18 protein-coding genes are annotated in these 19181 nt (G+C 64.0%); 9 read left to right on the top strand and 9 right to left on the bottom strand.

Translation table 11 applies throughout. The annotated features are described in order from the left end of the window. Positions 1-309: 309 nt before the first annotated feature. A complete protein-coding gene (locus ACVOLL_RS19740; RefSeq protein ID WP_481514439.1) occupies positions 310-711 on the bottom strand; it encodes a classical arabinogalactan protein 4 in 402 nt (133 codons plus the stop codon). A 123-nt stretch (positions 712-834) separates the two neighbouring features. Between ACVOLL_RS19740 and msrB the strand changes: the two genes are divergently transcribed. The 5 genes from msrB (at position 835) to ACVOLL_RS19715 (ending at position 4120) form a co-directional block, all read left to right on the top strand. Beyond that, complete coding sequence (msrB, locus tag ACVOLL_RS19735; protein WP_481514438.1) at positions 835-1302, top strand: peptide-methionine (R)-S-oxide reductase MsrB; 468 nt, start codon at positions 835-837, stop codon at positions 1300-1302. 159 nt (positions 1303-1461) lie between these two features. Further along, positions 1462-2316, top strand: a complete 855-nt coding sequence (motA, locus tag ACVOLL_RS19730; protein ID WP_481509820.1) for a flagellar motor stator protein MotA — start codon at positions 1462-1464, stop codon at positions 2314-2316. 10 nt (positions 2317-2326) lie between these two features. Continuing rightward, positions 2327-3280: a flagellar motor protein MotB gene (gene motB / locus ACVOLL_RS19725; RefSeq protein ID WP_481514437.1), complete on the top strand. Its 954-nt coding sequence runs from the start codon at positions 2327-2329 to the stop codon at positions 3278-3280. Between the two features lie 67 nt (positions 3281-3347). Further along, entirely contained in the window at positions 3348-3830 is a 483-nt protein-coding gene (locus ACVOLL_RS19720; protein WP_481514436.1) for a hypothetical protein, read from the top strand. 14 nt (positions 3831-3844) lie between these two features. Continuing rightward, on the top strand, positions 3845-4120 hold the full coding sequence (locus ACVOLL_RS19715) for a DUF4031 domain-containing protein (RefSeq protein WP_282273319.1): 276 nt from the start codon (positions 3845-3847) through the stop codon (positions 4118-4120). A gap of 163 nt (positions 4121-4283) precedes the next feature. Here the strand turns inward: ACVOLL_RS19715 and ACVOLL_RS19710 are convergent, their stop codons facing one another. After that, positions 4284-4826 (bottom strand): DUF6630 family protein, encoded by a 543-nt coding sequence (locus ACVOLL_RS19710; RefSeq protein ID WP_481514435.1) that lies wholly within the window; start codon positions 4824-4826, stop codon positions 4284-4286. Between the two features lie 128 nt (positions 4827-4954). On the opposite strand from ACVOLL_RS19710, the gene ACVOLL_RS19705 reads away from it, so the two are divergent. Continuing rightward, the gene (locus ACVOLL_RS19705) at positions 4955-5203 is read left to right on the top strand and encodes a DUF3297 family protein (protein WP_282271879.1); all 249 of its coding nucleotides are present in this window, start codon (positions 4955-4957) and stop codon (positions 5201-5203) included. Between the two features lie 157 nt (positions 5204-5360). Here ACVOLL_RS19705 and ACVOLL_RS19700 read toward each other — a convergent pair whose 3' ends face one another. Both ACVOLL_RS19700 and ACVOLL_RS19695 read right to left on the bottom strand, forming a co-directional pair. After that, positions 5361-7007, bottom strand: a complete 1647-nt coding sequence (locus ACVOLL_RS19700; protein ID WP_481514434.1) for a Na+/H+ antiporter — start codon at positions 7005-7007, stop codon at positions 5361-5363. A 207-nt stretch (positions 7008-7214) separates the two neighbouring features. After that, a complete protein-coding gene (locus tag ACVOLL_RS19695) occupies positions 7215-8009 on the bottom strand; it encodes a DODA-type extradiol aromatic ring-opening family dioxygenase (RefSeq protein WP_481514433.1) in 795 nt (264 codons plus the stop codon). Between the two features lie 101 nt (positions 8010-8110). On the opposite strand from ACVOLL_RS19695, the gene ACVOLL_RS19690 reads away from it, so the two are divergent. After that, positions 8111-9013 (top strand): LysR family transcriptional regulator, encoded by a 903-nt coding sequence (locus tag ACVOLL_RS19690; protein WP_481514432.1) that lies wholly within the window; start codon positions 8111-8113, stop codon positions 9011-9013. On the opposite strand, the gene ACVOLL_RS19685 is transcribed toward ACVOLL_RS19690, so the two are convergent. After that, positions 9005-11917: a bifunctional diguanylate cyclase/phosphodiesterase gene (locus ACVOLL_RS19685; RefSeq protein ID WP_481514440.1), complete on the bottom strand. Its 2913-nt coding sequence runs from the start codon at positions 11915-11917 to the stop codon at positions 9005-9007. The genes ACVOLL_RS19690 and ACVOLL_RS19685 overlap by 9 nt on opposite strands. 354 nt (positions 11918-12271) lie before the next feature. Between ACVOLL_RS19685 and ACVOLL_RS19680 the strand changes: the two genes are divergently transcribed. Further along, positions 12272-14377 carry a M13 family metallopeptidase gene (locus ACVOLL_RS19680; RefSeq protein WP_481514431.1) on the top strand — a complete coding sequence of 702 codons (2106 nt, stop codon included), beginning with the start codon at positions 12272-12274 and terminating at the stop codon, positions 14375-14377. Between the two features lie 221 nt (positions 14378-14598). On the opposite strand, the gene ACVOLL_RS19675 is transcribed toward ACVOLL_RS19680, so the two are convergent. Further along, positions 14599-15525 carry an oxygenase MpaB family protein gene (locus ACVOLL_RS19675; RefSeq protein WP_481514430.1) on the bottom strand — a complete coding sequence of 309 codons (927 nt, stop codon included), beginning with the start codon at positions 15523-15525 and terminating at the stop codon, positions 14599-14601. Between the two features lie 331 nt (positions 15526-15856). On the opposite strand from ACVOLL_RS19675, the gene ACVOLL_RS19670 reads away from it, so the two are divergent. Next, positions 15857-16459 (top strand): hypothetical protein, encoded by a 603-nt coding sequence (locus ACVOLL_RS19670; RefSeq protein WP_481514429.1) that lies wholly within the window; start codon positions 15857-15859, stop codon positions 16457-16459. A gap of 47 nt (positions 16460-16506) precedes the next feature. On the opposite strand, the gene ACVOLL_RS19665 is transcribed toward ACVOLL_RS19670, so the two are convergent. Genes ACVOLL_RS19665 through ACVOLL_RS19655 form a run of 3 tightly spaced genes read right to left on the bottom strand, consistent with a single transcriptional unit; the run spans position 16507 to position 18967 of the window. Continuing rightward, on the bottom strand, positions 16507-16836 hold the full coding sequence (locus tag ACVOLL_RS19665; RefSeq protein ID WP_481514428.1) for a hypothetical protein: 330 nt from the start codon (positions 16834-16836) through the stop codon (positions 16507-16509). Between the two features lie 27 nt (positions 16837-16863). Further along, a complete protein-coding gene (locus ACVOLL_RS19660; protein ID WP_481514427.1) occupies positions 16864-17637 on the bottom strand; it encodes a LytR/AlgR family response regulator transcription factor in 774 nt (257 codons plus the stop codon). Beyond that, entirely contained in the window at positions 17627-18967 is a 1341-nt protein-coding gene (locus ACVOLL_RS19655) for a histidine kinase (protein ID WP_481514426.1), read from the bottom strand. Before ACVOLL_RS19655 ends, ACVOLL_RS19660 begins: the two co-directional genes overlap by 11 nt. Positions 18968-19181 lie beyond the last annotated feature (214 nt).

The raw sequence follows: 19181 nt of genomic DNA, 5'->3' as shown, positions 1-19181 counted from the left end.
ATCAAATCACTTCGACCCCGCCTCCCGCGCGCTTGGGCGGGCGCCCCCTGCCCGTGCGGGTGGGGTTTGTTTTCCGTCCCCCCCGCGCGCCCGGGGGGGCGCCCCCACTACACCCCCTCCCTTTGGCCGCAGGCCAAGGGGAGGGTTGGGGAGGGGTCGCTTTTGGCTATGGCTTGGAATGCCTCCTGCCGAGCGTGGCTCGGCACTACAAAGATGCTCTATCGGTAAAGCCTCTGCCGAGCATGGCTCGGCACTACACGGACGCTCTATCGGTAAGGCCTCTGCCGAGCATGGCTCGGCACTACAGGTTCAGCGCGTGCCTGCTGGCGGCGGCACTACCTGCTCACCCAGGCCGCTGGGCACGGTGTCGTAGTACCGGTTGGTGCGGGTATCCAATACTCGGCCAGGGCTGGTCTGGCGCATCTGCGCTGCAGGCTGGCCCTTGCTGTCATAGATCGGCCGCACGGGCTGCGGCGGCTGAGTGATCGGCTTCACCTTCGGTGTCGGCTTGGGCTTGGTGACCGGTCGTGGCGGCAACGGCCGCGCCTCCTCCTGCCGCTGGTCGGTTGGCACCGTCACCGGCGGCCGCGACGGCGGTGGCAGCGTCACCGGACGCGTTGCGGTGGGTGACGCTGGCTGCTGCAATTGCGCCTGTGCGAACAACGGCACGAGCCCCAGCACTGCCAACGTCAGATACGTCATCCGTTTCATCGGCATCTCCTGTTCTTCCACCTGCCGAGCATGCGCCGGCACAGCTTGCGCCGCCATGAATGCGCGCTTGGACTGGCCCGTGCCCGCCCCTACCATTGATATCTGCCCCACGGATGCCGCGCCATGACCGCCTTCGACCTGACCCCTCCCAGCAACGCCGAACGTGATGCCCTGATCGCCGGGCTCAGCAGCGAGGAACAGCGCGTGCTGCTGCATCACGGCACCGAGGCGCCGTTCTGCGGCGTGTTCCTGGATAACAAGCGTGATGGCGTGTACTGCTGCCGCCTGTGTGCGCTGCCGCTGTTCCGCTCCAGCACCAAGTTCGACTCGGGCACCGGTTGGCCCAGCTTCTTCGCGCCGTTCGATCCGGCCCATGTGCGTGAAATCCGCGACATCAGCCACGGCATGATCCGCACCGAGATCGTCTGCGCGCGTTGCGGCAGCCATCTCGGCCATGTATTCCCGGACGGCCCGCCGCCGACCTTTGAACGGCATTGCTTGAACTCGGTGTCGCTGGGCTTTGTCGAGAACGGCCAGCCATACCCGGACCCGCTGCAGCGTGGTGGTGCCGAGGCCGAGCCTGCAGCGTAAGCAAGCGCGTCACTTGTAGTGCCGAGCCATGCTCGGCAGAAGCATCACCAGTAGAACCTCAGCCGAGCATGGCTCGGCTCTACAGGGGCTGCTGCGCTCGGCCTACAGATTTTCCGCTGACGGCCGACAACGGGATATCCCCATCCCTTGTCTGCCCCCATGCTTATCATCGTTGGCCTGCTCGTTGTCATCTTCGCTGTCCTGGGCGGCTACGTCGGTGCGCATGGCCGCCTCGGCGCGCTGTGGCAGCCCTACGAGCTGGTCATCATCGGTGGCGCCTCGTTCGGCGCATTCCTGATCGCCACCCCGCTCAAGACCGTCAAGCAGACCTTGCGGGCCACACTCAGCGTGTTCAAGGGCCCGCAGTACAAGCAGCAGGACTACCTGGATGTGCTCAGCCTGCTCTATGAACTGCTCAACAAGGCGCGCCGCGAAGGCTTCATGGCACTGGAAGAGCACGTCGAGAACCCGCAGGACAGCGCGGTGTTCGCCAACTACCCGAAAGTGCTGGCCGACCACCATCTGCTGGACTTCATCACCGACTGCCTGCGGCTGATGATCGGCTCCAACATCGAGCCGCACGAGCTGGAACCGCTGCTGGAACTGGAGCTGGAAAAGCACCACCACGAGGCGATGGAGCCGGCACACGTGCTCAACAAAGTTGCCGACGGCCTGCCCGGTTTCGGCATCGTCGCTGCGGTGTTGGGCATCGTGATCACCATGGGCTCGATCGGTGGCGACATCAAGGAAGTGGGCGCCCACGTGGCCGGCGCGCTGGTCGGCACCTTCCTCGGCATCCTGCTGGGTTATGGCTTCGTCGGTCCGCTGGCGGCGGCGCTGGAAGCACGCGCCGAGCAGGACGCACGCATCTACGAATCGGTGAAGACCGCTCTGCTGGCCTGCCTGCGTGGCTACAACCCGAAGATTGCGCTGGAGTTCGCCCGCAAGACCGTGCCCTCGGCGCTGCGCCCGGGCTTCAGCGATTTCGAGCAGCACCTGAAGTCGATCAAGTAAGGCGCACGCCATGACCGAGACCAAACCAACGGTGATCGTTCGCCGGGTGAAGAAAGTCCAAGGTGGCGGCCACCACGGCGGTTCGTGGAAGGTGGCCTACGCCGACTTCGTCACCGCGATGATGGCTTTCTTCATGGTGCTGTGGCTGATGGCCGCCACCACCAAGCCCGAGCGCGCGGCGATTTCCGAATACTTCCGCAACCCCAGCCCGTTGGCCGGCAGCAGCAGCACCCCGGCCCCTGGCATGGCCGGGCCTGGCGGCGCCAGCACCTCGATGATCAAGCTGGGCGGTGCCACCGATGTGTCGCGCGGCAACAGCAATGACCCCTTCCAGAACCAGCAGGAAGCGGTGCCCACGCCAGTGCAGGAGCGCGAGCGCGACAAGCAGCGGCTGGAAGCACTGAAGCAGGAACTGCAGGAAGCGATCAGCAAGAGCCAAGCGCTGGAGCCGTTCAAGGACCAGTTGCTGCTGGACATCACCCCGGAAGGCCTGCGCATCCAGATCGTGGACAAGCAGAACCGGCCGATGTTCGACCTCGGCAGCGCGCGGTTGATGCCGTATACGCAGACGATCCTGGTGGAGCTGTCGCGCTACATCAACCAGGTGCCCAACCACATCAGCCTCACCGGCCATACCGACACCACCGCCTATTCCACCCAGGTGGGCTACGGCAATTGGGAACTGAGTGCGGACCGCGCCAATGCCGCGCGGCGTGCGCTGCTGGAAGGCGGCATGGACCCGGCCAAGGTGGCGCGGGTGGTCGGCTTGGCGTCTTCGGTACTGTTTGACAAGGCCAATCCACAGAACCCGATCAATCGCCGCATCAGCATCGTGGTGATGAGCCAGGAAGCCGAAGCGGCGGCACTGAACCAGGCCGACAGCCTGCCGGTACCGGTGGCCACAATCGTCCCGGCGGCCGCTGCTACGGCCCCGGCTGATAGTGTCAGCGACGGTCCCGGCTGAGCCCTGTTCCGGCAGCAGGGGCCCGCTGCGCCTACAATGGGCATCGTTTTCCTATCAGCCGAACAACATGTCCAAGCTCTCCAAAGCCAAGCGCGACAAGCGCAAGAAGCAGGCCCCGCGCCGCCCGTTCGCCCGCCTGAACGCCCAGCAGCAGGTGCAGAACCACGCCGTGCTGGTCAACGAAGAAGGCCAGGTCGTGGCCGCCATCGGCCTGCAGGGCAATGAGTGGCTGCTGGCCATCGGCGGCCAGACCATGGGCAATGCCGACAACCCGGTGCCGATGCTGGCCATGCTCAAGCACCTGGCCAATGTGCAGGAGAAGGAAGGCCGCAAGGTCACCCTGGAGTACTCCGCAGCGCTGCAGCAGATGATCGACGACCTGGCCGCCGACGAGGGCAAGACCGCCGACGACTACCTGGCCGGCCTGGTGTCCGAGTTTGAAGGCATCGAAGGCGAAGAAGCCGCTGAAGTGGCAGCTGACGACGTCGCGGAAGAGACCATCGCGATTGCCGAAGAAGTACCGGCTGACGACGACAAGTCCAAGGCCTGAGTCCAGGGCCGAACGTGACGGTCTATATCGACGATGCGGTACATCCCTGGCGCGGTGAACGCTGGGCGCATCTGATGGCCGACACCTTGCCCGAGCTGCATGCGCTGGCGCAGCAGCTCGGGATTCCACGCAGAGCCTTCCAGAACCGCCCCAGCGGCGTGCACTACGACGTGCCGGCGCCGCTGCGTGAGCAGGCGATTGTGTTGGGTGCACAGGCAATATCACGGCATACCGACCGCGCGCAGATGCGGCGGGTGATTGCCAATGCGCGGGCGTTGTACCAGCCCTGACCAACGGTTTGTAGGAGCGGCGTAAGCCGCGAAGCTGGTGGTCGATCCGATTGCAGGCATTGCTGCAATTTCATTGCTGTCGGCTTCGCGGCTTACGCCGCTCCTACAAGACTGCGCGTAAGGCCCCTGCCGAGCATGGCTCGGCACTACAGTTGCTGCGGGCTTAGAACGGGTCGCTGCCCGGGCGGACTTCCACACCCAGCAACGAGCACAACGCCAGCATTGCTTCGTCATCACGGCTCAGTGCCACCCAACCGGCATAGGCATCGCCACCGGTATTCCAGTTCCACACCGTGTAGCCGTGCTCGCGCAGGCGGTCATGGGCGGTGGTCATCAGCATCGGCACGTCGAGGTCGTCGGTGAAGTCTTCATCGTCGAAGTCGCCGCCCCAGGCGATGTTCAGATTCCAGCGCGCGGCCATTTCGTCCAGCGCGGCGACAAAGGAATCAGTGTCCTTCCAGTCCACATAGAAACCTGAACGCCAGTCGATGGCGTCCTTCAGGTCCCACAGCCATTGCTCGTCGCTGGCGTCGTCCTCGGCACCGGCGCGCGCTTCGCGCCAGGCGTCGAACTGCTGCAGCGCCGCGTCTTCATCGCCGGGATTGATCAGCCACAGCAGGTTCCAGACCCGCGCCGGATGGTCATCTTCGTCAAAATCCGGGCGCAGTTCGTCGGAGTCTTCGTAATCGGCGCTGTTGTCTGGCATGGGGCTGTTTCCACTACGTAATGGCGCGCATTTTGCCGCCAGCGGCGTGCCAGCGAAAGCCTTGGCACGCCACAGCGGTTATCCTTGCGCCCCGAAGAGGCCACGGTGGCCTTCACTGAAGCATTGATATGAGCGATACCCCTCCCGATCATCTGGCGGTCAACCCGCAGAGCCCGTTCCACAATGCCGAAGCGCTGCAGCGCGGCGTTGGCGTGCGTTTCAACGGCATCGAGCGTGATGACGTGGAAGAGTATTCCGTGCAGGAAGGCTGGATCCGCGTGCAGGCCGGCAAGGCCCGCGACCGCCGTGGCAACCCGATGACGCTGAAGATCAAGGGTACGGTTGAGCCGTATTTTCTTGAGTTGAAGAACGCTTAAAAGCCCTAAGAGCCTGCCCTCACCCCAACCCCTCTCCCGCAAGCGGGAGAGGGGCTAGGTATGCGTCGGCTGCTAGTGCACCAGCCCCTCTCCCGTTTACGGGAGAGGGGTTGGGGTGAGGGGAAGCTTCCAACAAGCGAACCCAAAACAACCACCCTCAATCCCGCTGCCGCGTCTCCAGCAGATCCAGATTGCGGATCAGCTTCCGTGCGATTTCATCCGATACCTGTCCGCGCCGGGTCAGCCGGAACAGTTCTTCACGCTCGGCATTCAAGCCAGCCGTACGCAAGCTGCGATAGGCCTGTTCCATCCGCCGCACTTTCTCCGGGTCTTCATCCGGGCCCTGGCCCTTCTCCAGATTGCGCTGGTACAGCAGGCTCACCCGTGCCGCAGCATCGTTGAGCAGTTGTACGGCGCCGGTGGATTGGCCCTCGACCAAGCCCTGTCGGGCCTTCTCAACCGCCGCCAAGGCCGCCTTGGACGAGGCCCTGCGGGCCAGGTCTTCCTCGCGCCGGGCATCGTCGTCCTTGGGCAGTTCCAGGCCTTTGAGCAGGCGCGGCAGCATCAGGCTGGCGCCGACCAGCGACACCAGGATGACCGCGGCTGCCAGGAAGATCACCAGATCACGTGCCGGGAACGGCTCGCCGCCGGGCACCATCAGCGGCAGCGTCAACACGCCCGCCAAGGTGATCGCGCCGCGCACGCCGGCCACCGACATCGCCAGCACCACCCGCCATGAGGTGCTGGTGGTTTCTTTTTCGCCACGCATCCGCGCCCGCAGCAGGTTCCAGCGCAGCGACAGCCACACCCAGACCAATCGCAGCACCACCAGCACCGCATTGATCGCCAGCACATAGACCAGCAGCCACCACGCACTGTGATGGCCGGTTGAGGACATGGTCTCGATCGCGCGCTCGACGATGCCCGGGAGCTGCTCGCCCAGCAGCACGAAGATGATGCCGTTGAAGCTGAACTGCACCATGTTCCACACTGCATTGCGCTGCACGCGCATGCTGCCGCTGATGCGGCCGGTCAGCTCCACGTAGCTCATGGTCACGCCGGCGGCGACCGCAGCGAGGATGCCCGATGCATGCAGCTCTTCTGCCAGCAGATAGGCGGCGAACGGAATAAGAAGGTTGACCAGCAGCGCCGCGCCCGGCTCTTCACCGAAGCTGCGCCACAACCAGCGCTGGAAGGTGGACACGCTCCAGGTCACCGCCACGCCAATCGCCAGCCCGGCCAAGGCCACCCACAGGAAGGTCAGCGATGCCTGTGCCAGCGAGAACGAACCGGTCATCACCGCTGCCACCGCAAAGCGGAAGCAGACCAGGCCGGAGGCGTCGTTCAACAGCGACTCGCCTTCCAGGATGTGCATCAGCCGCTTGGGAATGGGCACGCGTGAAGCAATCGCGCTGACTGCCACCGGATCGGTCGGCGAAATGATCGCCGCCAGTGCGAACGCCACCGCCAGCGGCATCGATGGAATCATCCAGTGGATCAGCAGGCCGGCACCAAGCACGGTGAACACCACCAGCCCGAACGCCAGCTCCAGGATCGCGCCCTTGTCGCGGAACAGGCCCTGCTTGGGAATACGCCAACCGTCCAGGAACAGCAGCGGCGGCAGGAACAGCAGGAAGAACATGTCCGGCTCAAGTGCGTGGCCGCGATTGAATACGCCGGCAATCAGCGCGCCCAAGCCGATCTGCACCAAGGGCAACGGCAATGAGAAGGGGAGGATTCTTACCAGATAGCCACTGGCGACAACCGCCACCAGCATTGCCAGAACTACTTCAATCGTGTGCATGCCCGTTCCACGGATTCACTACCATGACAGCAGGCTGCCGACACTGGCAGTGGCGGATGAATACCGGGAAATTACCACAGCAATCAGGCGATGCTGTTGTCGATCTGCTTGATCAATGCGCGCAACCGCATCACGCCAGCGCCAGACCTCTCAGTGTGCAGCGCTGGTTCCTGCGCTGCACACTGAACTGCCATCTGCAGCCATCAATCACGCCTTGCCATCAAAGCGGTAGATATCCATTGCAAGGAATCCCATGTCGATACCGGCGTCAATCCGTTGCGCACCAAGTTCATCGCTGCCGGCCGCCCCCATCGCGAAATACAGCGGCAACAGGTGTTCATCGGTGGGATGCACCTGCGCCGGGAACGGCGCCTGCTGGCGGTAGTCGAACATCGCCTGCAGATCATTGGCCTCCAGTTTCTGCTCCACCCACTGGATGAACGGGCGCACGTAAGGCGCTTCCTTGCCGTCCTGGTAATTGCGCCAGTCATGCAGGTTGTGGGTGATGCTGCCTGAGCCGACCAGTAGCACGCCCTGCTCACGCAGCGGCGCCAAAGCGCGGCCCATCGCAAACTGATGCTTCGGGCCCAGCCCTGGCTGGATCGAGACCTGCAGCACCGGGATATCCGCCTCCGGATACAGATAGCGCAATGGCACCCAGGCGCCATGATCGAGCCCACGCTGCGGGTCGATGCTCGGCTGCAGACCGGCCTCGGCCAGCCGCTGGGCCACGTCCTGGGCCAGCGCCGGGGCACCCGGTGCCGGGTATTGCAGCTGGTAAAGCTCTTCCGGGAAGCCGCCAAAGTCGTGGATGGTCTCCGGCTGGGCCGCCGCCGATACCTGCGGCGCGCGCCGCAACCAATGCGCCGAGGCCATCACGATGGCGCGCGGCCGCTGCATCCCGGCAGCCAGTTCGGCCAAGCGCGGGCCAACCAGCCCCGGCTGCAGGGCGGTCATTGGTGAACCATGCGAGATGTAGAGGGAAGGCAGCTGGCCGCTCATCGTGGACTCCCTGATGGGGTTTGGAGAGCGCACAGGTTATTGCTTGTGGCACCGGCAACAAATAATCTCGACAGCAACGTTTTATTGCGGAAACGGAAACAATGGACACCATCGATGCCATGCGGGTGTTTGTCGCGGTGGTCGAGCGCAATGGCTTCAGCGCCGCCGCCGATGCCTTGGACATCTCCACCGCCGCCGTCACCCGCCAGGTCGCCGCGCTGGAGAAGCGCCTGTCCACCCGCCTGCTCAACCGCACCACGCGCCGGGTCAGCCCAACCAGCGCTGGTGCCGCTTACTACCAACGCTGCGTGCAGCTGTTGGCCGAGTTCGACGAACTGGAGGCCTCGGTCGGCGCGCAGGCATTGCAGCCCTCAGGGCGGCTGCGGATCAATGCGCCGGTCAGCTATGGCATCGCCCGTCTTGGCGCGCTGCTGCCGGCCTATAGCGCGCGTTACCCGCAGGTAGAACTGGATCTGCAGCTGTCCGACCGTCTGGTGGACATGGTCGAGGAAGGCTTCGATCTGGCCATCCGCATCACCCGCCAGCCAGCGCCCAACCTGATCGCCCGGCATCTGGCCCAGGTCCGCATCCGTCTGTGTGCGGCACCGTCGTATCTGGCCCGGCGCGGCACGCCCGCCAGCCCGCAGGATCTGGCCGGCCACGAGTGCCTGTCCTATACCTACTCCGCCGCCGGCGAAACGATGCAATTGCAGGGGCCGCAAGGCGAGGTCAGTATCGCGCTGCAGCCGCATCTGCGTGCCAACAACGGCGAGGTACTGCGCGAAGCCGCCATCGCCGGCATGGGCATCATCGCCCAACCCGACTTCATCATCGACCAGGCACTGGCCGACGGCCGTCTGGTGCCGGTACTGCCGGAGTGGGAAGTGCCAGCCATCGGCATCCATGCGGTCTATACCAGCCGCAGCCATCTGGCCCCCAAGGTGCGTAGCTTCATCGACTATCTGGTCGAATGCCTGGACGAGGACGCCGCTCGCTCAGACTGAGCGGCTGTTTGCCAGCATCGTCAGCACCTGCTCCAGCGGCATCGGCCGGCCCAGCAGATAACCCTGCACCTGGTCGCAGCCATGCGCGGCCAGCCAGCGCCGCTGGCCCTCGGTCTCCACGCCCTCTGCGATCACCGACAAGCCCATGCTGTGGCCCAACGACAACAACGCCCGGCAGATGGCCGCGTTGCGTGGATTGGTTTCGACGTCGCTGACAAAACCGCGGTCGATCTTCAGCGAATCCAAGGGCAGATGCTGCAGGTAGGACATGCTGGAGAAACCGGTACCAAAATCATCCAGTGCCACGCCCACGCCATTGGCATGCAGATGTCCCAGGGTCTGCAGCGCCTGGGTGGGATTGCGCATCAGCACGCTCTCGGTGAGCTCCATCTGCAGCGCACCGCGGGCCAGACCGTGGTCCTGCATGGCACGGCTGAACTCGCCGACCAGATCGCTGTTGAACAACTGCACCGCAGAGACGTTCACCGCGATCGGCAGGTGCTGCCAGCCGGCGGCAGATAATTGTTTCTGCGCACGCGCGGCCGCATGAATCACCCAGCGGCCCAACGCGATGATCAAACCTGTGTCTTCGCACAACTGGATGAAGTCACCAGGCGCGATGAAGCTGCCATCGGCCTGCGGCCAACGCAGCAAGGCTTCCAGCGCCACCGGACTGCCTTCGGAGGCATCCATGATCGGCTGGAAGTGCAGCAGGAACTCACCGCGGTCGATGGCCATGTGGATGCGCCCAGCCAACTGCAGCCGCTCGGTGTAATGCGCCGCCATGCCGGTATTGAAGCGCAGCAGGGCAACGCCGGTCTCGCGCGCAGCGTGCGCCGCCTGCGCGGCGCGGCCCAGCACCTGCTCTGCCAGTTCGCCGTCCTGCGGGCAGCTGGCCACACCGATGCGCGCTTCCAGCTGGTGATAGGTATCGCGACCACGGATGGGCTCGGCCACCGCCGCCAACAGGGCATTGAGTGCCATCTGCGGATCGCCCTCGCCTTCGATCGCCAGCACGAAGTCCTCGGCCGGCTGGTGCGCCAGCAGGCCATAGCGGGCAGCCAGGCCACCCAGCCGCACCGACACCGCGCGCAACGCCTCTTCACCGGCATCGCGACCGAGGGTATCGGTGATCATCTGCAGGCCACGCAACTGCACGTGGGCAATGGTGTAGCCCAGACTGCCAGCATCCAGCCGCTCGGACAGAGCGCGCACGGTCAACAGCCCGGTGCCGGCATGGTGACTGGCGCGGTAGGCCAGTTCGTTTTCGTAACGCAGGCGCTGGCTGACATCCTCGGCCAGCACCAGGCAGGCATTGCGGCCGGCAAATTCCAGCTTGGCGAAATGCCCCTGTACATGGAAGGCGCTGCCATCCTTGCGCAGGTGGGTGCTGACCTGCAGCCCCAGCAGATCGCCACTCAAGGCGCGGCCGGCGGTCTGGCGGATCTCATCCCATTCCGCTGTCGGGCGGATGTCGAGGATCGACATCGCCAGGAACTCGTCGCGGCTATAACCGTATTGATCGATCGCGGCCTGGTTCACTTCCAGGAAGCGCAGGGTGATCAGATCGAAGATCCAGAACGGCGCCGGGTTGCGATCGAACACCAGCCGGAACTGGCGCTGTGCTTCCTGCGCGCGCGCCTCGGTGTTGACCCGCTCACTGATGTCGACCACCGCGCCGGCCAGGCGCTTGCTATCACCGGCATCGTCGACCAGTTCACCGCGCGCGGACAGCCAGCGCAAGGAACCATCGCCACTGCGCAGCCGGAACATCGCGTTCAAAGCACCTTTGCCAGCCAGCGCGCGCTCCAGCATGTCCTTCAACCAGGCGCGGTCGTCTTCATGCACCCGCGCCAGGAAACCCTCCAGTGAGGTGCTGCGTCCAGCCACCGCCAGCATCTGTTGGGTCAGCGCCGACCAATACACGATCGGTCGTACGCCATGGATGGACCAGGTGCCGACCTTGCCCACTTCGTGTGCCAACGCCAACTCGGCATTGCCTGCCTGCAACTCTTCGCTGAGCTGCTGCTGGTGTCGCGTGCTGCGGTCAACCCGATACAGCAGATAGGCAAAACCGGCCAAGTACAGCAGATAGATGCCAATGGAGGCATACAGCAGCAGATACCAACCCGCCATCACCTCGCGATAGGACAGCGACGCATACAGGCTCAACGGGAAGTCGGTTGGCACGCTGACCGCGGCGATGCGACGCTGGCCGTCATAAGGACTGGTCACCACGCCGCGTTTCAACACCGTCGGTGACGGCGGCAGAACCCGCATCGGCTTCGCCAGCGTGCTGCCGATCAACCGCTCCGGGTTACGGCTATGGGCGAGCAACTGCCCGTAACGGTTACCAATGGAGGCGGTGCCATCGCGACCCAGATCCAGGCCACTGACAACCTCCTGGAAGGCCCCCAGCCGCACCCGTGTCAACAGCCACTGGCCCGGCTGCACCTGCAAGGCTGCACGCAGCACCCAATGCTTGTCGGGCGCCTGCTCCAAGGCGCCTAGATAGAGGCCACCGTTGAGCAGGCGGTTTTCCGGAACCACCCAACTCTGCAAAGTGAGGTCGCCTACCCCTGCCGACAGTGGCACGCCACGGTCATCCACCAAGGTGATGGAAGCAAGGTCCTGGTTGCGCTCCAGCACACCGCGCAGGCTGGCCTCAAACAAAGCAGGCGCCTGATCAGGCACCTGTCGATAGAACTCCCTGGTGTCGCTGGCGGTGCCGCGCAACGCACGTTCCCAGGTGACCAACTGCGCGCGCAACAGGCGGCTGCTGCCGCTGGCCAACGCGGCCGACTGCCGCTGCGCCGCCTCAAGCCGGCTGTTGCGGTCGTTCCACAACATGCTGATCATGCCGCCCGCCAACAGCAAACCCACCGCCACACCGGCAATGATCATGACCCGCAATGGATGAGCCGGCGTCCGAGTCACCGGTGAGTCCAACGTATCAGTAGGCGGAAAGCTGGCATTGCGTATGTTGGTCCTGGCATCACTACAACTAGGAACCGGCAGGTGGGGACCTGCAACGGTCGCATGCGAACACCACATACTCCACCCTGCGAATGTCTCCCCAGACACCACCTGCAGCGCGTTCGCTCAAGCATGCAGCACAATCACCGTCGGCGTGAAGAGTGCGTGACCAATTTTCTCGCATTCCCCGCACTTGTGCACATCCGTCAAGTGCCAGAATCAATATCTTTGTGAACGGGGTTCGAGGTCTAGACTTGTCACACACGTCCTCCGGATACCGTCATGGCTTTGCAACGTTCCTTCCTGGTACTGGCAATCGGCACCGCGCTCGCCCTCAGCGGCTGCGCAAAAGACGCCAGCGCGCCCGCCACTGATACCAGCGCAACACCCGCACCCACCAACAGCGCTGCCAAACCACAGCTGGGCAGCTTTGGCTTTGATGCCGATGGCATGGACCGCAGTGTTGCCGCTGGCGACAACTTCTACGACTTCGCCAATGGGCAATGGGTGCAGCGCACCGAGATACCGGCCGACCGCTCCAGTTATGGCAGCTTCAATGTGATCGCCGAGAAAACATTGGCCGACACCCGCGCCATCATGGAAGAAGCCGGCAAGGCCAATCCTGGCGAAGTCCCCAAGATTGGTGACTATTACGCCGCATTCATGGACGAAGCCGGCATCGAAGCGCGCGGCACCGCGCCGGTGCAGCCGGCGCTGCAGGCCATTGCCGGCATTGCCGACAAACCCGCCCTGGCCAAGGCCCTGGGTGCCAGCATGCGTGCCGACGTGGATCTGCTCAACGCCACCAACTTCTACACCCCGCACCTGTTCGGCGTGTGGGTATCGGTGGATCTGCTGCAGCCCGATCGCAACGCGCCCTATCTGGTGCAGGGCGGCCTGGGCATGCCAGACCGCGACTTCTACCTGCAGGACGGCCGCATGGCCGAGCTGCGCAAGGCCTATGAAGGCTACGTAGCCAAGCTGCTGGAGCTATCCGGCGACAAGGATGCGGCCGCCAAGGCGGCACGCATCGTCGCGCTGGAAACCAAGATCGCCCGCGCCCACGCCACCCAGGAAGAAACCAACGACGTGCAGAAGGGCGCAAACGCCTGGAAGCAGGCCGACCTGACCGGCAAGGCACCGGGCATGGATTGGAAGGCCTTCCTGGAAGGCGCCAACCTGGGTGCGCAGCAGGACTTCATCGTCTGGCAGCCCAAGGCCGTAGCCGGCCTCTCCAAGCTGGTCGCCAGCGAGCCGTTGGATGTATGGAAGGACTACATGGCATTCCACGCGCTGGATGAGGCCGCAGCCTATCTGCCCAAGGCCTTCGCCGATGCCCATTTCGCCTTCCATGGCACGGCGATGAGCGGCACCCCGCAGCAGAGCGATCGCTGGAAGCGTGCGGTGGCCGAAACCAATACCGCAGTTGGCGAGGCAGTTGGCAAGATCTATGTCGAGCGCCACTTCGATGCCAGCACCAAGGCACGTGCCGATGAGATGGCCAAGAACATCATCGCCGCCTTCGCCAAGCGCATCGACGCGCTTGAATGGATGTCGCCGGAAACCAAGGCGCACGCCAAGGCCAAGGTTGCCGGACTGAAGGTGGACATGGGCTACCCGAGCAAATGGCGCGACTACAGCGCACTTGAGGTAAAGGCGGACGATGCACTGGGCAACGCCCAGCGCGCCTCGCTGTTCGAATACCAGCGCAATATTGCCAAGCTCGGCAAGCCGGTCGACCACAGCGAATGGGCGATGCTGCCGCAGACCATCAACGCGATGAACGTGCCGCTGGAAAACCGTCTGGTGTTCCCGGCGGCGATCCTGCAGCCGCCGTTCTTCGACGGCGCCGCTGATGATGCGATCAACTACGGCGCCATCGGTGCGGTGATCGGCCATGAAATCAGTCACGGCTTCGACAATGCCGGCGCGCTGTTCGACGAAACCGGCAAGCTGCACAACTGGTGGACGGCCGACGACCTGAAGAAGTTCAACGCCGCCGGTGATGCGCTGGCCATGCAGTTCGACAGCTACGAACCGTTCCCGGGTGTACGCGTCAATGGCCGCCTGACGCTGGGCGAAAACATCGCCGACGTTGCCGGTCTCGGCACCGCCTACGACGCCTATCGCCTGTCACTGCAGGGCAAGCAGGAGCAGACTCTGGAGGGCTTCACGCCGGACCAGCGCTTCTTCCTCGGCTTCGCCCAGGCCTGGCGCAGCAAGGCGCGTGAGCAGGCGCTGCGCAATTCACTGCTGACCAATGTGCATGCACCGGGTCAGTTCCGTGCATTGACCGTGCGCAACGTGGATGCGTGGTACCCGGCGTTCGAGGTCAAGGAAGGTCAGAAGCTGTATCTGGCACCCGAGAAGCGAGTGAAGGTCTGGTAAATGGAACCCCCTCCCTTTCGCGCAGCGAAGGGGAGGGTTGGGGAGGGGTTGCTCTGCTGTTGGAGGTAGTGCCGAGCCATGCTCGGCTGGGGCATTACCGATAAAGCCCCTGCCGAGCATGGCTCGGCACTACAGCTTGAGCCCCTCTACCGTTTACGGGAGAGGGGTTGGGGTGAGGGCAGCTTTTCGCTCGTAAAGCCCCTGCCGAGCATGGCTCGGCACTACGCCAGATCGGGCCACGCCGAGAGCACCGTTGGGTCCTGCCCTACCCGCTTGCAGGCGCGGGTCGAAATGCCATCATTCAAGGCAATCCGGAACAGCGGCGCCACGCTGCGCAGCACCCGCGCAGCCACCACCGATTGCAACTGCTGGCCGCGACTACGGCCGAGCAGCTGCACCGCCCACTCCGGCAACAAGGCCGCGCCGGCAGCAAGAAACACATCGCGCGACACGCCCGGCAGCGGCACCGGCAAGCGCACTTCACTGAGCACGTCCAACACCTCACGCGAACGCGCGTCCATGCTCAGCTGCGACTGCTGCGCCTGGAAGTACTGGCGCACCTGCGCTTCACTAGCAGGCACATCACGTGCGCCCAAGGCCTCAGCCACGCGCCGGTATTCGTCGTAATAGCGATCAGCAATGGCGGCTGGAACTTCGCGGCAATAGCGCCGGCAACCTTCCAGAAATCCATACGCTTCGGTGACATGCACCCAGGTCAGCAACTGCGGATCGTCGGCGGCATAGGTACGGCCATCGGGCAACGTGCCCACCACCTGCGCATGAATGCGCCGCACCTTGGCGATCAGCTTGTCGGCCTCGGCTGCCGGCGCATAGCTGGTACCGGCGACAAAGCTGGTGGTCCGACGCAGCCGCCCAACCAGATCCTCGCGGAAGTTGGAGTGGTCATAGACGCCAGCCAATGCACGCGGGTGCAGCAACTGCAGCATCAGCGCGCACAGGCCGCCGGCCAACATGCCGGGGAACTCGGAATGAATACGCCAAGTGACGCTGCCCGGCCCGAACCAACCCGGGTCAGCCAGCGGCGTGTCGTATTCAACGCCATTCTGGTTACGTGGAAAGGCATCCAGCACCCAGCGACGGATATGGGCGGTGGCGGCGGCGGAGACAGGGCTGAACAGGGATGACATGCTGCCTATCGTACCGGTCCGGCTGCGCAGCTGGCTGACTTGAGCTGTCGATCCGGCGCCCGTACAGCCGCCGTCAAGGCCGGCCGCCAGCTGCTGACACCTCATGTGCGGATGCAGCAAAGAATTCAAGGAAAACCGAAACGTCCTTTGGCTTGGACGATGACGCACCGCAAAATTTCCACGCTGTCGCGGCGTCACGGCAAACACCGCCGGTCAGTTCTTCGCACGGCCCCCATTGCCAAGCACGACGAAAGTGCTAGAACTGAGCCTGCCTGACCGCTTCAACCTGCATCCGTCGCTCGTTCCAGCAAGTATCTGCAAGGAGCTCACCATGATCGCACTGTTCAAAGGTTTGGGATTGTTGTTGGAAGACAACGAGCTGTACAACAGCCCGTTCGAGAAGCAGGTTGATCATTGGAAAAACCTGAGCGATCAGCAGATACGTGAGGAAGTGTCGGTGCTGGCCAAGGCCAAGTGCCAGTGGCTGATGGCCTCGATCGTGCTGTGGCAGGCATCGTCACTGCTGATTCTTGGTTTGATCACCAATTACCTGTGGCGCGATGACTTCCATATCACCTTCACCCGCGTGGTGATCGTGTTCGGCTCGTGGGTATCGATCCTGTTCGTGATCTGGTTCATGGCCAACATGTTCGACCATACCGCCGGTTTCGAGCGCTGGATGAAGGCCTTCAACAGCCGCGCCCGCATCAGCTCCGATGCAGACAGCGTGGATGAAGTGGCCGAAGCGCTGGAAATGGCCAAGCACTATCCGGAAGTACTGGATTATAAGCAGGCCGTCACCAGCAGCCGCGAGCTGCGCCATGAAGACGTGCGCATCATGCGTGAACTCGGACGCATGCGGCAGCATTCGGAACTGGTCGGCAAGCTCAATCACATCGGTGACGATGGCTTGCGGTTGCAACCCGCGTTCTGAGCCAATCGCACTCTTTGAAACCCATCGCCGCGCTCGTCGCGGCGATTTTATTTCTGCAGGGTTACCTGCTGGGAATACCCACCGGGCAAGCCACTCAGCTGGCGGGTGGTGCCAACCACGACGACAAATTCGCCCAGGCTTTCGCGCCGGCACAGCTGTGCATCGGCTGCGCCACTGCAATGCTCGCGGTACAGCAGATAATTGCAGCGACCACTATCACTCTGCAGGCACTGGAAACGGCTGACGCCGTTTTTCACGGTGGTGCGGCTGAGCAGGCTCTGTTCACCGCTGATGCGGGTGACCGAGGTTTGCCCGGGGGTTTCATGGATGCCCAGCATCGACAGCAGGCTGCCGATCAAAACTGTCAGGTAATGCATGGCAATACTCCGGCAAGCGGGGCGGCATCACATGCCGCGGAACAGACTCATGAAGGGTTGGCTGACCATCAGCGTTTCACTGCGCTGTTTCAGCCGTAATACGCCGCGGCCGCTGTCGTCGCGGCTCACCGCTGCTACCGCCTTCATGTTGACGATGGTGGCGCGGTGGATCTGGCGGAAGCTGTTGGCGTCCAGGGCCGCCGTCAGTTCGCGCAGCGAGCTGCGCAGCAGCAGTTCTTCCTCGGCGGTGACCACCACCGTGTATTTGCTGTCGGCGCGGAAATACAGCACTTCGTCCAGCATCACCAGACGGGTTTCGCGGCCATTGCTGGCGGTGATCCAGGCCAACGGTGGTGCGGCCAATGGCGCGGCGGGTTGCCTTGCCAACTGCTGCAACAGCCGCTCCAGCACGCTCGGATCGGCATTGCCACTCTGCCTGCGCGCAAGCACCCGCTGACGGGTCGCCACCAGCCGCTCATCACTGACCGGCTTGAGCAGGTAGTCCACCGCCCCCTGTTCGAATGCGCTGATCGCGTACTGATCGTAGGCGGTGACGAACACCACCTCGGTCTGCGGGCTCAGCCGCTGCAGCGCGCGGGCCACGTCCAGGCCGGTGATGCCCGGCATGCGGATGTCGAGGAAGGCCAAGTCGGGCTTGTGCGTTTCCAGCGCTTCCAGTGCGGCGGCACCGTCCTCGCATTCGGCGACGATGTCCAGCTCAGGCCACAGGCGCTGCAACTGCGCCACCAGCGCCTGACGCAGCAGCGGCTCGTCTTCGGCAATGAGGGCTTCAAGATGCACGGGGCAGCTCCGGTATGTTCACTGCGGCCTGCATCGGTGCGGTGTTCACCGGCGCGACTGTCGCTGCAGCAGCGACGACCGGCGGTGGCGAGGCAAGCTGCTTGGGCAGGCTGATGGTGGCGGCCATGCCGCTGGGGAAGTTGGAAACCAGCGCAAGCGTGGCCTGCTCGCCGCAACTCAGGCGCAGGCGCTCGCGCAGGTTCTTCAAGCCGATGCCGGTGCCACTGTTGTCGGTGCTGATGCCCTGGCCGTCGTCGGCGACGGTAATCGTCAACTGACCATCCAACTCGCGCGCCAGTATCCACACCGTGCCGCCGCCGCTCTTGGGCTCCAGCCCATGCTTGATCGCGTTTTCGACCAGGGTCTGCAGCGACATTGAAGGCAGGCTGACGCCGTGCAGGTGTTCGGGCACATCGATCTGCAATGTAAGCCGCGAGCCCATGCGGATCTGCAGGATCTCCAGATAGGCCTTCACGCGTTCCAGTTCCTGTCCCAGCGTGGACACAGACTGGTCGATGCCGGGCAGGGAGCTGCGCAGGTATTGGATCAGGTGCCCCAGCATCTGCTCGGCACGGGCGGGATCGCTGCGGGTCAGCACCTGTGCGTTGGCCAGCGTGTTGTAAAGGAAGTGCGGCTCAACCTGGGCATGCAACAGGTTGAGTCGGGCGACACTCAGCTCTTTCTCGGCTTCGGTGCGGGCAGCGTGCGCGCGCTCTTCGCGGCGCTGCTGGGCGACCTTGCCGCTCAATGCATGGGTGATGGCTTCGGCATTCTCGTAATTGCTGCCTTCATCCAGCAACCACAGGTCGACCCAGGCGCCGGCGTCGGGTTCGAAGAACAGGGTGACGCTGCTGGTGTCCGCACCGGGAATTACGCGGGCGGTGATCTGGTTGTGCTTGATCGCCAGCCGCGCCATCGGATTCCAGCGTGACGGCGGCCGCTCGCCATAGGGATCGGCGCGGCGCTGGGTAGCGCGCAGTTGCAAGGTGCCAATCGAGCGCTCCAGGCGTTCGATACGCGGCATCTGCCCGATCACCTGCTCCAGCAGCGCGAATGCGGTGGGCGCATCCAGCGGCAGCTCGACCTGGCGGCGATGGCGATTGGCCAGCGACTGTGCGTCGAGACGATCCGCAATCAGGGTGACGCGGCGGATATGGCCAACCACGGCAGTCAGCGCGAACACCGCCAACGCCATCGCGGCGAGGCCGAAGATCCAGCCCGGTGACCGGTCCATGCCGCTGAACAGGCCACTCCACAGGAACGCAGCGACGAGGATCGTCAGCGCCCAGGCGGCGAGGATGCGGAAACCGAGGAAGAGGCTGGCGAACATGGGGCAGTCACCGTAGGGATTGGGGGTGAGCATAGGCGCCGCCGGACAGGCTGCAAGCGGCCTGCGACGAAACCCGGAAAAGGGCGACCAAGCCCGGATTGGCGGGTATGGAAAAGCCGGGCCGTTGTAGGAGCCGCCCGAAAACCACCAGCGCCCCCCCAAACGCGGCCCCCCAACCCCCCAAAAAAAAAAGCCACCACCAAAGAGGCCATTC

This window comes from Stenotrophomonas sp. STEN035 (assembly GCF_056759935.1).
This window is presented reverse-complemented; position numbering and strand designations above follow the sequence as displayed.